This is a genomic window from Xanthocytophaga flava (assembly GCF_030068545.1).
Lineage (GTDB): Bacteria > Bacteroidota > Bacteroidia > Cytophagales > 172606-1 > Xanthocytophaga > Xanthocytophaga flava.
Genome location: NZ_JASJOR010000024.1, coordinates 18,926 through 33,723, shown reverse-complemented (window position 1 = coordinate 33,723; position 14,798 = coordinate 18,926). Strand labels below are relative to the sequence as shown.

Annotated in this window: 10 protein-coding genes and 3 tRNA genes; 10 read left to right on the top strand and 3 right to left on the bottom strand. The window is 37.2% G+C overall.

Going from position 1 to position 14,798, the window contains the following annotated elements; all coding sequences use genetic code 11:
• Positions 1-10: 10 nt before the first annotated feature.
• From QNI15_RS27920 to QNI15_RS27890, 7 genes are all read left to right on the top strand, one after another.
• On the top strand, positions 11-619 hold the full coding sequence (locus tag QNI15_RS27920) for a TetR/AcrR family transcriptional regulator (protein WP_314034923.1): 609 nt from the start codon (positions 11-13) through the stop codon (positions 617-619).
• 443 nt (positions 620-1,062) lie between these two features.
• A complete protein-coding gene (locus QNI15_RS27915) occupies positions 1,063-3,714 on the top strand; it encodes an ABC transporter permease (protein WP_314034921.1) in 2,652 nt (883 codons plus the stop codon).
• Positions 3,715-4,050: 336 nt separating this feature from the next.
• Positions 4,051-4,123, top strand: a tRNA-Gly gene (locus QNI15_RS27910).
• A 70-nt stretch (positions 4,124-4,193) separates the two neighbouring features.
• Positions 4,194-4,279 (top strand) — tRNA-Leu (locus tag QNI15_RS27905).
• A gap of 188 nt (positions 4,280-4,467) precedes the next feature.
• Entirely contained in the window at positions 4,468-5,913 is a 1,446-nt protein-coding gene (locus QNI15_RS27900; RefSeq protein ID WP_314034919.1) for an MBOAT family O-acyltransferase, read from the top strand.
• A 107-nt stretch (positions 5,914-6,020) separates the two neighbouring features.
• The gene (locus QNI15_RS27895) at positions 6,021-7,067 is read left to right on the top strand and encodes a hypothetical protein (protein ID WP_314034917.1); all 1,047 of its coding nucleotides are present in this window, start codon (positions 6,021-6,023) and stop codon (positions 7,065-7,067) included.
• 8 nt (positions 7,068-7,075) lie between these two features.
• Positions 7,076-7,161: transfer RNA gene (locus QNI15_RS27890), tRNA-Leu, on the top strand.
• Positions 7,162-7,334: 173 nt separating this feature from the next.
• Here the strand turns inward: QNI15_RS27890 and QNI15_RS27885 are convergent.
• A complete protein-coding gene (locus QNI15_RS27885; protein WP_314001489.1) occupies positions 7,335-7,808 on the bottom strand; it encodes a hypothetical protein in 474 nt (157 codons plus the stop codon).
• 143 nt (positions 7,809-7,951) lie between these two features.
• A complete protein-coding gene (locus tag QNI15_RS27880; protein WP_314034915.1) occupies positions 7,952-8,296 on the bottom strand; it encodes a hypothetical protein in 345 nt (114 codons plus the stop codon).
• Between the two features lie 129 nt (positions 8,297-8,425).
• Here QNI15_RS27880 and QNI15_RS27875 point away from each other — a divergent pair, with 129 nt between their 5' ends.
• Both QNI15_RS27875 and QNI15_RS27870 read left to right on the top strand, forming a co-directional pair.
• A complete protein-coding gene (locus QNI15_RS27875; RefSeq protein WP_314034913.1) occupies positions 8,426-9,316 on the top strand; it encodes a PhzF family phenazine biosynthesis protein in 891 nt (296 codons plus the stop codon).
• A 60-nt stretch (positions 9,317-9,376) separates the two neighbouring features.
• A complete protein-coding gene (locus tag QNI15_RS27870; RefSeq protein ID WP_314034912.1) occupies positions 9,377-9,961 on the top strand; it encodes a GrpB family protein in 585 nt (194 codons plus the stop codon).
• A gap of 574 nt (positions 9,962-10,535) precedes the next feature.
• Here the strand turns inward: QNI15_RS27870 and QNI15_RS27865 are convergent.
• Positions 10,536-11,141, bottom strand: coding sequence for a TetR family transcriptional regulator (locus QNI15_RS27865; RefSeq protein WP_313982624.1), 606 nt, complete (start codon positions 11,139-11,141; stop codon positions 10,536-10,538).
• Between the two features lie 424 nt (positions 11,142-11,565).
• Between QNI15_RS27865 and QNI15_RS27860 the strand changes: the two genes are divergently transcribed.
• Entirely contained in the window at positions 11,566-14,793 is a 3,228-nt protein-coding gene (locus QNI15_RS27860) for a SusC/RagA family TonB-linked outer membrane protein (protein ID WP_314034911.1), read from the top strand.
• Positions 14,794-14,798: the final 5 nt, after the last annotated feature.

Below are 14,798 nucleotides of genomic sequence, written 5' to 3'. Positions count from 1 at the left end.
AGAGGGTATTATGACAAAGGAACTAATCATTGAAGGTTCACATCGGCTTTTCCTGCAATACGGAGTTAAAAGTGTGACAATGAGTGATATTGCCAGCAAGCTAGGTTTATCAAAAAAAACATTATATACCTACTTTGATAACAAGGATAGTCTACTGAATGCTTGTATGGAAACCTGGATTACTTCTCTCGAAGAAAAGATCCAGCTTCTTAAACAAACATCTGATGATTCGCTTATTGTTGTGTTCCGGATATTGACAGTTGTACTGGCTGCTCTGGCAGAGTACAAAAGTCCCTATCTCTTCGATGTGCGAAAAATTCCAAGTGCCAAAGAAAGACAAGAGAAGTACAGAACTTATTTCTGGATGCAACATGTCATGCCGCTGTTACAGGATGCCCAACAGCATAAAATTCTATCCAACTCTGTTGATCTGAGTTTTCTGTGCTCTGTATATCAGACAATCATAGAGAAATTTATTGCTGACAATGCACAGATTCATGCTCGTTGGGATTTACTCGAACAATACCAGACAGTTCTGTTGCTAAGCCTTAATGGTTTTCTTACTGTACCCAGATCAGGACAATGGATTCGCGACCTGGACATTCTGCCTGAATCCTGACAGTCACTACTGACTTTCTCAAGGATAAAACTAATTCTAATGAAACGATAGAAAATAAAACCGTTGTAATTACCGGGGCCAATACAGAATCATAGCAAATGGCTGATAGGATAGCTTTCTGCCTTTATAGCACCTAACTATAGATGTACTTCTGAGAGCAAAGTATATAAAATAGAAATAAAAAATAGCATGACTTCATTCAGGAGTCATGCTATTTTTTTACAAGTAATCTCCCGTTTTATTTAGATAGTGTCTTGTTCGTTTTTGAATTGGAAATGTCCGTAAATGAACAATTTATTTTCCGATAGTTTGCTAAAAGCTGCTTTTAATGCCCTTCTAACCAAATAATTTGTTTTGGCAGAGGATTTGTACGAGAAAATGTAAAGTAATAGAGATTCAGGACTACACTAATCAGCCTTCATACGTCACTTACATTTATAGGTATGAATTCTTTCAATAACCCTTTACCCGAAACACCCAAGCCGCCACAATGGATCAAACAACTCTTAGGTTGGTTCCATCCTGACGAAACACTGGAAGAAGTAGAAGGTGATCTGGATGAATTATATAAGTATTGTTATACTCGCTCTGGGAAGTTCTCAGCCAATGTGCATTATTTTATAGATGTAGTTTCTGTATTGCCTCCATTTGTTCGCCGACGTTCAACTAAACATGCCTATTCTACACCTTTACTATCTCAGACTATGCTAAGAAATTATTTCAAAATTGCATTTCGGAATTTGACCCGTAACAGGGGATATTCCTTTATCAATATTTTTGGATTGGCTACAGGGATGGCTGTGGCTATGCTTATCGGACTATGGGTTTATGATGAACTGACTTACAATACATACTACCAGAATCATAAACGCATTGCGAAGGTGATGCAAAGCTTTACATTTAATGGAGAGTCTGGCGCAGGTGAATATATGCCTGCTCCTTTGATTGAAGAACTTCGGACAGTATATAAAGATGACTTTACCTATGTAGTCCCCTCCTCATGGACAGGAGAACATATCCTGGCTTATAAAGACAATAAGTTTATGAAGACAGGGAATTACATAGGCCCACAAGCTCCAGAGATGCTGAGTCTGAAAATGCTCTCAGGAACTCATGCAGGGTTAAAAGATCCCTCTTCCATTCTTCTTTCAGAATCAGTTGCAAAAGCATTATTTGGAGAGGAAGATCCAATGGGTAAAATTGTAAAACTTGACAATCGGCTGAATGTAAAAGTTACAGGAGTTTATGAGGATATGCCTTTCAATACAGAGTTTAAAGACATTACCTTTATGGCTCCCTGGGATTTATATGTTTCTACACAGGGTTGGGTAAAACAAGCTATAGATAACACTGAATGGGAAAACAACTCCTGGCAATTGCTTGCGCAAATAGCTCCTAAAGCAGATTTCAATAAAGTATCTGAAAAGATTAAGGATATCAAAATTAGACATAATCCTGAGTTGGCTAATTTCAAAATAAAAGTCTTTTTACATCCCATGAGTGACTGGCATCTGTATTCAGAATGGGATAAAAAAACAGGTAAGCAGGGTGGACGGATTCAGTTTGTATGGCTTTTTAGTATCATAGGCATATTTGTATTGCTGCTGGCCTGTATCAACTTTATGAATCTGGCTACTGCCAGAAGTGAAAAAAGAGCCAAAGAAGTGGGTATTCGAAAATCCATAGGTTCTATGCGATCACAATTGATTGGGCAGTTTTTTGGTGAATCTCTATTGGTAACACTGGTTGCTTTTGCCATATGTGTTCTATTGCTTGCTCTTGTCTTACCTATATTCAATACTATTGCAGACAAACAGATGACGATGCCCTGGTTCAATCCTGTATTCTGGTTAGCAGGTATTGCATTCAGCGTATTTACCGGATTGATAGCAGGAAGCTATCCTGCCTTGTATCTTTCTTCTTTTGATCCGGTAAGTGTATTGAAGGGAACCTTTCGGGCAGGAAAGCTAGCCAGTATGCCGAGAAAAGTACTGGTGGTTGTGCAGTTTACAGTTTCTATTACCTTGATTATCGGAACGCTTATTGTGTTTCTGCAAATTCAATATGCCAAAAACCGACCTGTCGGATATGATCGGAGTGGACTGATTACTGTTACCATGAACACTCCAGAGTTGTACAATAACTATAATGCATTACGGGATGAATTACTAAAAACCGGAGCTGTGATTGACATGTCAACTTCTTCGGCTCCTGCCACTGATCTGAATTCCCAGAATGGGGGATTTGAATGGGAAGGCAAAGACCCGAATTTTAGGGAAGCTTTGGGAACTATTGGTGTCTCTCATGATTTTGGAAAAACAGTAGGTTGGCAGTTTGTAGCAGGGCGGGATTTCTCAAGACAATTTGCCAGTGACTCATCTGGTATGGTCCTCAATGAGACCGCCATCCGGTATATGGGATTAAAAGACCCAGTTGGAAAAACAATCAAATGGAGAGATAGGCCTTTTATTGTGGTTGGAGTGATCAAAGATATGGTGATGGAATCTCCTTTTTCTCCTATTTCTCCCACTAGTTTTATGCTTAATTACGGCTGGGCAAATGTGATTAATATAAAGCTGAATCCAACATACAGTGCCAGAGAATCATTAGCTAAAATAGAAACAGTATTTCACAAGTTTAATCCAGGTAGTCCTTTTGATTTTAAGTTTACGGATCAGCAATATGCACTGAAGTTTGCAGCAGAAGAGCGAATTGGTACACTGGCATCTATTTTTGCTGGCTTGGCCATATTCATTTCTTGCTTGGGATTATTTGGAATGGCCTCATTTGTAGCCGAGCAACGTACCAAAGAAATAGGCATTCGGAAAGTATTGGGTGCTTCTGTTTTAAATCTATGGAAACTGCTTTCCCAGGATTTTGTAGTATTGGTATTGATTGCCTTCTGTATCGCAACACCTATCGCCTGGTATTTCCTTACTAACTGGCTGACAAAGTATGAATATCGGATCGAAATCTCTTGGTGGGTATTTGCCATAACAGGTCTAGGAGCTTTGCTTATTACTTTGCTTACTGTAAGTTTTCAAAGTATTAAAGCCGCTTTGACTAATCCTGTAAAGAGTTTGAGAACAGAATAAACTTTTAGACAATAGCATTGAAAGCTATGTATAGGCAGGCTGAAAAATCTCCAGCCTGCTTTATTTCGTATCCTGACCCAATGATTTTATCTAATTGGTTTTTTCAGACTACAACAAATGCAATGTAAAAACGAAAAGTAGCCCTGCTAAAAATTTTTAAAGAACAATCTCTATTCTTAGATGAAGGGTTAAAAGCAGAGGGATAAAAAATATTAAAAAATATTTTATTGACTTTCAATGTGTTGTGGTGCTTTTGTGAAAAAAAAGCGATTTTTTTTGTGTCAGGTATTGCATTGTGAATTACGACCGCTATATTTGCAGTCCCAATCGCAACAAGCGGGAGTAGCTCAGCTGGTAGAGCGCGACCTTGCCAAGGTCGAGGTCGCGGGTTCGAACCCCGTCTCCCGCTCACTGAATGTCGAGTCCCGGATCTTTTTCGGGACTTTTTCTTTCAGCAGTTATGCTTAGGCGTAATTGAAGCCGGGGTGGTGGAACTGGTAGACACGCAGGACTTAAAATCCTGTGAACGTAAAAGTTCGTACGGGTTCGATTCCCGTCCCCGGTACAAAGAAAAAGCCACTTTACCTTTAAAGTAAAGTGGCTTTTTCTTTGTATATGAACCATCTTATGTTTTTATCTGCACTTTATCGTCTTAAACTAAAAAATCAGACTTTAAGATATAGATGAATTACATTTGCTTTGTAAGTTTGTCCTTCAAGTGTAGTTTAAGAAAAACCTGAAAAATAAAGAGGTATGTTATTTAACTCTATTGAGTTTATTATTTTCTTTACAATAGTTACAAGTCTCTATTTTTTTTTAGAACATCGCTATCGTTGGTTTATGTTATTGATAGCGAGTTGTATCTTTTATATGTGGTTTGTTCCTGTTTATATTCTTATACTTTTTCTAACAATTGTTGTCGATTATTACGCAGGAATAAAGATTGAAGATTCTGTTGGGAAGAAGAGGAAATACTATTTGATTTTTTCCATACTGTCTACCTGTCTTATCCTCTTTGTATTTAAATATTTTAATTTTTTTAATGATACTTTCCAGTCTATTGCACAGGTATTTCATTGGAACTACCCTGTCAATAATATGAGTATATTACTTCCTATAGGCCTTTCTTTCCATACATTTCAGAGTTTATCTTATGTTGTAGAAGTGTATCGTGGTAATCAGACTGCGGAGAGAAACTTTGGCATATATTCCCTTTATGTTATGTTTTATCCTCAACTGGTTGCAGGACCTATTGAAAGACCACAGAATTTGTTATGGCAATTCTATGAAGAACATCATTTCGAATATAATCGAGTAGTTAATGGTTTAAAGTTAATGGCTTGGGGATTATTTAAGAAAGTGGTGATTGCAGATCGCTTAAGTGAATTTGTTAATACTGTTTATAATGATCCTACTAGTTATGAAGGTATTTCTCTTGTAATAGCCACAATTTTCTTTGCTTTTCAAATATACTGTGATTTTTCCGGGTATTCTGACATAGCTATTGGCGCTGCCCAGGTAATGGGGTTTAAGCTTATGACTAATTTCAATCGCCCTTATTTTTCCAAAACTATTTCTGAGTTTTGGAAAAGATGGCATATCTCTCTATCAACCTGGTTTAAAGATTATCTTTATATTCCTTTAGGTGGTAATAAGGTTCCAAAATGGCGTTGGCAATTTAATTTATTTATTACGTTTCTAGTTAGTGGTCTATGGCATGGGGCAAGCTGGAACTTTGTAATATGGGGTGCCTTAAATGGTTTTTATTTAGTAGTTGCTCTTAATACATTAAAAGTTAGAAATAAGCTTGCCAAGCTAATAGGAATTACATCTTTTCCTCAATTAAATAAGTGGTTGAACATTGGCTCTACCTTTCTACTTATCAATTTTGCCTGGATATTTTTTAGGGCAAACACTTTTGACGACTCCTTGTATATAGTGAAACATTTATTTTCAGGTTGGCAGAATGTTCGATTCCGAAATATATTGTTGGGACAACCTTTGTCTGAGTTTATAATTGCGATTCTGGTCATAATCGGTATGGAAGTGGTTCATTTATTGCAAAGGCGTGAGAGTGTAAGAGCATTTGTAACTAAACGACCTGTATGGGTAAGATGGTCGTTTTACTATCTTATTATATTAGGGATTCTGTTTTTAGGAAAATTTGATAATGCTGAATTTATATATTTTCAGTTTTAAAGAGCTTCATAATGAAATCAAGTAAAAGCGACATTTTTTTATTTATAAAGAAGTCTTCATTTATAGTTCTACCAATATTGGTATTTATAGGTCTTCCCACATATGTTATGGTAACATTGGGAGAGTTAGTCTCTATTGATAAGGTTATAGACCTACAAAAAGACAGTAAGAGAAATGTATTGCTTGGTCTGGCCTATAGTAATTCTGATGTATACTATAAGTTAACATCGGTTATTAAACGTCAGCCGGATATAATTGCTTTGGGAAGTTCAAGAGTATTGTGTTTTTCCCCATCTTTTTTTACAAAGAAAGTTCAGTTCTTTAACGCTGGTCTTGGAGTAAGTAAGCTTCATCACTTTTCTGAATTTTTAGAGAAAATTCCAGATACTAAAGAGCCTAAAGTGATATTAATGGGGGTAGATCAGTACTATTTTAACGATAACTTTAATAAAAACTTCAGAAGTCAGGACAACTATGAGCAAAGTTATTATAATGGAGGGAGTTATGTAGCTAAATTTAAAAAAGGATACACTGCGGTCTATGATGATTTTTTGAACGGGAAACTACTTTTCCGTGATATAAACAGACAAGATAATAGTTTTGAAACTTTTGGCCTCAATGCGAGAATACATGCATTTGGATTTCGTAATGATGGTTGTATACAGTCAAGTGATCCTTATAATAAAAACGATCACTTGTTTCAGGATACGTTTCGTCGCATTGAAAAAGGTGTACAACGGTTTGAGTATGGAAAAGAGCTGTCTGAGAAGTCTTTACATGAGTTAGACAAATTTTTATCAGAGTGCAAGAAGCGAAATATTTATGTTGTAGGATTTCTACCTCCTTTTGCCAATTCAGTAGTTAACAAAATACATAGTATGAAAGATAAGTACAGTTACTTGTCTTTACTTTCTCCTGAAATACAACCTATATTCTTTAAATATAATTTTAACTTTTTTGACTACACTGATATTTCTTCGCTTGGGGCTCAGGATATTGAATTTATTGATGGATTTCATGGATGTGAAAAAGCATACCTGAGGCTATTCATTAATATGGTGGAAAATGACACACATCTACAAAAAATTGCAGATGTTTCTGCCTTGAAGCTTGCTTTAAAACAAGCCAAGAATGATTGTAAAGTTTTTGAATAATAAATAATGCCGGGGTGGTGGAACTGGTAGACACGCAGGACTTAAAATCCTGTGAACGTAAAAGTTCGTACGGGTTCGATTCCCGTCCCCGGTACAACATAATGTATAATTAGTTGTGGAAACCCCTCTATTCTTTGAAAGAGGGGTTTTTTATTCCTCGTGTATCTATTTTATCTTCTATTCTGAAGGACTTTACTTTGTTCCTGATTTGTCTTCTAATGTTTGTTCCATTGAGCAAGCCTACAAAAGAAAAACAGAATCTGTATCTTAACTGGGAGCTATAAGTGTAAATATAAATTTGCTTTTAGGTGCAAAATGAATCTCTACTGTTTGACCAACACGGATTTGTTGCCACTTATCAAAGGATGTATCAAATTCTGTTTGTAGTATGGTGAAATAATAAGAACTATTGTATCCGGATGAATCTTCTCTTTTACTGGTTATTGGCCCTTTGTAAACAATTTTTTGATTACTTCTCAGGTCTTTGTCAATAGTTATTCTGCGTTTAAGGATACTATATGAGAATACAGAGAAGAAGATAAGATCTATGAGAATTGAAAAAATCCTGGCGATAATATGGTCTACATAGAAACCAAACCAGACAAAGGAACCTAAGAAAATTAGAAGGAAAATGTAAAAGAAAAGAGGTATTTTTCTGCTCTCTTTTAATCTTTCTATCTCATTCTCATTCAAAGGCTGGTGATATTTTTCCAGATTAATTTGATAGTCTGATTCACTCATAAATATTATTTCTAAAGACAAATGTATCTGAACTAGACAGACGCTTTGTGTAGATTGCGTCATCTGATTTCCAGCACAATACTAGTGATGATATAAATGGATACAATGATAACTAGGATAGTTATATTCTAGTCGTTATTTCTTTAGAAGTTTCTGTAAGGAATAATAGGTTTCTGATTGCCTTGCACTCCATTAGCTAAAAAGGAGCATATTTCTGTTATAAGTTTAGTTTCATTTACTGCTCTGCCTTCTTTTATAATCTGAGATTTAGGAGTGTTTGTATTAATCAGTAACTCCAAATCAAAATCATATCGCATGTTATCATTATTAAGGTAGTTATATGTGGAGATATAGATAAGGCGATTTTCTTTTCTCAAACCTATTGCGCAAAGATCTGCTTTCCAATAGTCAACTATTTTTAAAGAGTTGGCTTTAAGGTGGGAATCTAATTTTTTCATTAACTCAAGTATACTTTTATCTTTTTGCATTTTCGAAAACTTTTGTTCATCTAGTAAAGTATGCTCATTCAAATGCAAGTAAAGTTTATCTACTCTACCTAGAAATAGATAAAAAAGAGTAGACTTGCATTTAACCATACAATTTTAATACATTTTGGCATGGAAGTAAGAAACTCATTAGACTACTACGTATTGGACGTATTTACCCAAGAAAGTTATAAAGGAAATCCTTTGTCTGTTGTATTTACGAATGGAGATTTAAGTCTGACCGAATATGAAAATATTTCACGGGAATTTGGCTACTCCGAAACTTCATTCGTGTACTATTCTATAGAGCAAAAGATGCTGCATGTTCGTTCGTTTACTCCGATTGGAGTAGAAGTAGGAGGGGCCGGACATAACTTATTGGGAGCTGTCAGTGGAGCTTTGTTAAAAGGACTCATTAGTGAACATACTCTCTCGTTAACGGTTCTGATGGAGAACACACCTATTGCGATCACTATAGATAATCCGACCCAAGGATTACCTGTTGTGAAAATGAGGCAAAAGCCTGTACAGAATGGGCAGGAGCTAGCTTTTGATCTTCTTGCGAAAGCGTTGGGGTTAAGTGAGAAAGATCTTATTGTTCGTCAACTTATCCCAACCATAGCACAAACAGAAGTTGCACATGCGATGATACCTGTTTCAAGTATTAACCTGCTAAATAGCATTAAACCAAATGCCAATGCATTAATTGAACTCTCAAAACAATTTGATTTTGAAGGATTTTACTGTTTTGCTTTTCCTGAGTCAACAGAAAGTTATATTGTACAGTCCCGTTTCTTTAATCCATTGATTGGGATTGATGAAGATGCTGCAACAGGTACTGCTGCCGGACCATTAGCTGGTTTCCTGTGTAATAGCAAAGTCATCCAGCAAGGTCAGGAATCTCAGATTTTACAGGGAGTAAAGTTAAATCAACCTTCTTTAATCAATGTCGTTGTGAAAGAGGACGGAATTTATGTGGGTGGATCTTCTGTGGTTACTATGCAGGGAGTAGTCTATTTGTAGTATATGTGGCAGCTTTAGTCACTCTTTATAGTTGAAATGTTTTTATCGTACAAAAATAGAATGGAAAGAAAATCAGGTATCATTCTGGAAGAATATAATCCTGCCTGGCATACTACATTTGAACAACTTAAATCTGTTTACCAGGAATGTCTGCAGGATTTAGTAGTGTCTGTTGAGCATGTTGGCAGTACTTCAGTAGTGGGGTTAGCAGCAAAACCGATTATTGATATTGACTTGGTTATTGAGAGTAAAGAGACAATGAACAAGGTTATTGAAAAACTGATTCACTTAGGATATCGGCATCAGGGAGACCTTGGCATTACAGGACGGGAATCTTTCAAAAGATTGTCTGACACTACCCCACTGGTAGCAAATAGGCGGACATGGCCGCCACACCATTTATATGCTTGCCTGCAAGGGAACACCGGTTTGAGTAATCACTTGCAATTCAGAAACTATCTGAGACAACATCCTGAAAAGATCTCTGAATATGCCAGATTAAAGAAGCAACTGGCAACTCTATATCCATTTGATATGGATCAGTATGTAGCTGGAAAAACAGGTTTTATTACTGAAATCCTAAAGCAAACGGGTATTAGCCAAACCGAGATAGACCAGATTGTAGAGCAGAATAAAGTAAAATAAAGTTTGCCTTGACATAATAATCGATAATTTCAGTAAGTTACCTTCCTATTATCAATATATGGAATCCAAAATATCCAAAGGCAAAATTCAACTAGTCGTGTTATTTGCGGCAGATATAATTCTTTCATTTGAAATTATTCTGGCCTCTTACTTTCAGGATGGACATCCAAATTTAATTTCAAAAATCATTCGGACAGCAGTTGCTATTTTTATGATGGTACTGACGTATGAAGGATTTCGTTTTGCAAAATGGATCTTGACAGGAATGTATCTCTTTGGAGCTGTCTTCTTATATAATTCTCAGTTTGCTAATCTTGATTTATTTCACAAGGTTTTTTCTATGACTTTCTTTTTTATTGCCTTTTACTGTTTTTCTGCTTTTTACCTACAGTTCTCTTCTAGTATAAGTGAGTTCCTGTACAATCAGAGTCAAAAAAGAAAAGACTCTTGATTAGCAAAGTTGATACATTCAAAATCTGAGGCAAGCTTGTATAGTATCTATTTCAGCTTAGCAGAGTACAGTATTTGTTGAAGTAACCCATTTTTATATGTGTCAAAGGAAGAGGGTAGCTAGCTATTGTAATGCATTTTCCAGATGCAGCAACTTAAAGGCTGCTTCCTTGTATCGTTCCATATGTTCCTGATATAGATCAGGGTCTTCAATCATACTGAGGAAATAATATGCACCATCTGAAATCACAAAGATCAGATCAGCCGTTTGAGCGGGGTTTTCACAGACAATTAATTGTTGGTCTACACAAGCCTGGATAAGGTTTTCCAGCCATTGGCGTAGTAACAAATGTAATTCCTGAAATTGTTGTTTGATGAGTTTGTTGCGGAATATAAGAGCAAAGCAATTATAGAAAATACTGTCGTCAATGTAATTGTTCCATTTTCGGGAAAAGATATTATTTAACACATCAATCAATCTGTTTAGGCTATCTACATGTTCCGGTTCAGCCAGATAAATATTCTGATACCCGGCAATGATAAAATCAATCAGCCCCAGCAGCAATTCTTCCTTTGTCGAAAAATAGTGAACTACGAGACTTGGATGCATGTCCAGTTCTTTGGCAATTTTTCCGAAAGAAATATTTTCGATTCCCTCTCTTTTGGCGATTTCATAAAATGCCTCAATGATTTTTTTCTGCTGATCCTCTTTTAAGCTTTTTCTTCCCATTGATCGGTAGTGTTTTCAGATAGACAGTGTCTGGATGCTATGTGGTATATATACGAATGCTGTGAATGCTCAAAAATAGTTACAAATAGTAAGACAGCCAATCTTCCTGTCTCTGCATAATCTTGTCTGAATATACGTAAAGTTGACGTAACAATAGACAAAAATGCCTGCTCTTGCATCTCATTTGAATAATGATATGGAAATATATAACAGGAGGTAAACTTGTAAATAAACAATTTTCAGACATAGGAATGTCTGAGTATGACTTAATCCAAATGTATGATACTTTTCTGCTATTGATGTATGTAAAAGTTTTGCTTAACTAAAATATAAAAATAAATTGACTGAATGTTCAGTTTATTAATAGATGGGTAATCAAGGGGTAATATTGCCGAACTACTTTTGCGCAAACCCAAAAACAAACATGAAAACACTTTACCTATCTTTATTGGCATTCTTGCTGTGTCATGTGCTGATGGCGCAACAGAAGATTTCAGGAACAGTCAAAGACGACCAGGGAGAAGCTCTAATTGGAGTTTCTGTTCAGGTAAAAGGAACCACAACCGGAACCCAGACTGATGCAAATGGACATTACAGCATCAATATTCCCGGAACAGAATCCGTATTAGTATTTTCCTACATTGGGTTTGTGAAGCAGGAAGTAGCAGTAGGGGATCGAAAATCCATTGATGTATTATTGAAAAATGATGCTTCTGAACTGTCAGAAATCGTTGTAGTTGGGTATGGAACACAGAAGAAAGTAAATCTTTCTGGTGCAGTCGATCAGGTTAGTGCCAAAGCACTGGCGAGTCGTCCTATCTCAAATACAGCTCAGGGGCTTCAGGGTATGGTGCCTAACCTGAACATTGACTTTGGTTCAGGTGCTCCTGGTGCTGCGGCTAATATTAATATTCGTGGTATTACCTCCATCAACGGTGGTAATCCATTAATCCTGATTGATGCTGTGCCTTCTGATGCTGTGGAGCTAAACCGTTTGGCTCCACAGGATGTTGAATCTATCTCTGTTATCAAAGATGCCTCAGCTGCTGCTATTTATGGTGCACGTGCTGCATTTGGTGTCATTCTGATTAAAACCAAAAGTGGTAGTCAGGAAGGCGTAAGTGTGAGTTACTCTAATAACTTGTCTTTCAACAAACCAACTGTATTACCCAACAAAATTACAGACCCTTATATTTATTCACGCCTATTGGAATTGTCAACTAACAATACTCCTTGGGATAATGTGAACTACAGTGATCAGTTCTATCAATATGCCAAAGAACGTTCTGATGATCCTTCGATTCCAGGTGTACGAATCAATCCAAGTGATAACAAGCTGTGGGAGTACATGGGTAACCGTGACTGGACCCGATATTTTCTGAGTGACTATACCTTTTCGCAGGATCATGCTGTATCAATAAGTGGTCGCTCCAGCAAAACACAATACTATATTTCTGGAAACTACAATCGTCAGAATGGTATTCTGAAAATTGCGGAAGATTATTTTGACCGTTATAGCTTGAGAAGCAAAGTGAATCATCAGATTACCTCATGGCTGTCATTTGGGAATAATACCTATCTGACTTTTACAAAACGTCAAACACCGTCCAATTACTCTATCTCCAGTATTTACAACCTGTTTCCTACTGATTATGATATCAATCCAGATGGAACCTGGGCAAATACATCGGTTGGTAGAACAGGAGCCCAACTGACAGAAGGAGGAAAGTCTTCTGGTAAATACTTCAGTTTGCAAACACAGTTCAATGGTGAAGTTTCTCTGATTAAAGACATACTGAAATTCAATGCGGACTTTACCTATAGAAGAGGAGCCAGAGATTCAAGTTATTATCAAACTCCTTATAAGATTGGTTATGGACCTAATGATGTTCGTCAGGAAGGAAATAGCTATGCCGGAAAATACAGCCAGTTTGACAATTACACAGTCCTGAACACCTACGCCACATTCACACAGAAATGGGGTAGACATGAATTTACCGCACTGGGTGGATTTAATCAGGAATATTTTCGTACAGAAGGTAACGAAACCAGACGAACCAATCTAATCTCTCCATCCTATCCTACCATAGGACTGGCAACAGGCGAACTTACAGCGGGGCAGAGTATCAGTGACTGGGCTATCCGGGGTTGGTTTTATCGTCTGAATTATATTTTTAATGATAAGTATATTGTCGAGTTTAATGGTCGTTACGATGGTAGTTCCCGATTCCCATCCAACAAACGGTATGGATTCTTCCCTTCAGCCTCTGCTGCATGGCGTGTAGATCAGGAAGCCTTTATGCAGGGGTTACAACCTGTATTAAGTAACTTCAAGTTACGTGCTTCGTATGGATCACTGGGTAATCAGTCCGTATCTAATTATGGATACATTTCTACGCTGAATCCCTCATTGTCTAACTATCTGATTGGAGGAACGCTGCCATTACAAGTATCAACTCCTGGATTAGTGAGTCCTGACTACACATGGGAAAAAGTTACTACTCTTAACTTTGGAACAGACATTGGTTTGTTTAATAACAAGATCAATGTAGCGTTTGACATCTATCAGCGTAATACCCGTGGTATGCTTACACTGGGACGTGATTTGCCAGATGTACTAGGAGCTGCTGAGCCTAAAGAAAACGCAGCCGATCTGAGAAATCGTGGATGGGAATTGTCTGTCAACTATCAGAACAGTTTCAAAACTGCTAAAGACCCAGTTACTTTCAGTGCAACATTCGTTTTGTCTGATAGCCGTTCGGTAATTACCAAGTTTGACAATCCGAACGAGAATTTTTCTCAGTATCGTAAAGGAATGCAACTGGGTGAGATTTGGGGATTGAAAAGTGATGGATTGTTTAAAACTCAGGAAGAAATTGATGCCTTAAATGAGTCATCCATCATTCCCTGGGATGCCCTGGCTATCGTTCCAGGCTGGCCTAAGTACAAAGATCTGGATGGAAACAAAGCTATTGAAACAGGTTTGACTGCCAAAGATCCTAAAGATCTGTCAATTATTGGTAATACTTCTCCACGTTACCGTTTTGGTATAGATCTGAATGCCAGCTGGAAAGGATTTGATGTACGTGCCTTCTTCCAGGGAGTAGGTAAACGGGATTATTATCCGCTTGATTATTTGTACTGGGGCTTTTACCAACAACCCTATGCTGGTGGGTATGAACACTTGCTCGATTTCTACAGACCAAACAATGATAGTGAAGTTGACATGAGCAAACACTCTCAGTCATATATCAATGCAGGCCTTGCTAACCAGAACCTGGATGCTAAATATCCAATCATGCAAGCATGGCTGGCGGATGTTAATCTGGGAACTACACCTGGTAATGCCAAAGGACTTGCCATTCCACAAACAGGTTATATGCTGAATGGAGCTTATCTGCGATTTAAAAACCTGACGGTTGGATATACACTTCCTTCTGTCCTTACAAAAAGATGGCATCTGGCTAATGTACGCTTCTATGTGAGTGGAGAAAACCTCTATGAGTGGTCTGCTCTGAAGAAATTCTATGATCCGGAGGCAATCAATGCCAATGCCGGTATTGATCCTTCCAGCAATACGAATCGGAATGGCAACGGATATGCATATCCTTGGCAAAGAAGATACTCCTTCGGCTTGAATGTGACTTTCTAACTAAA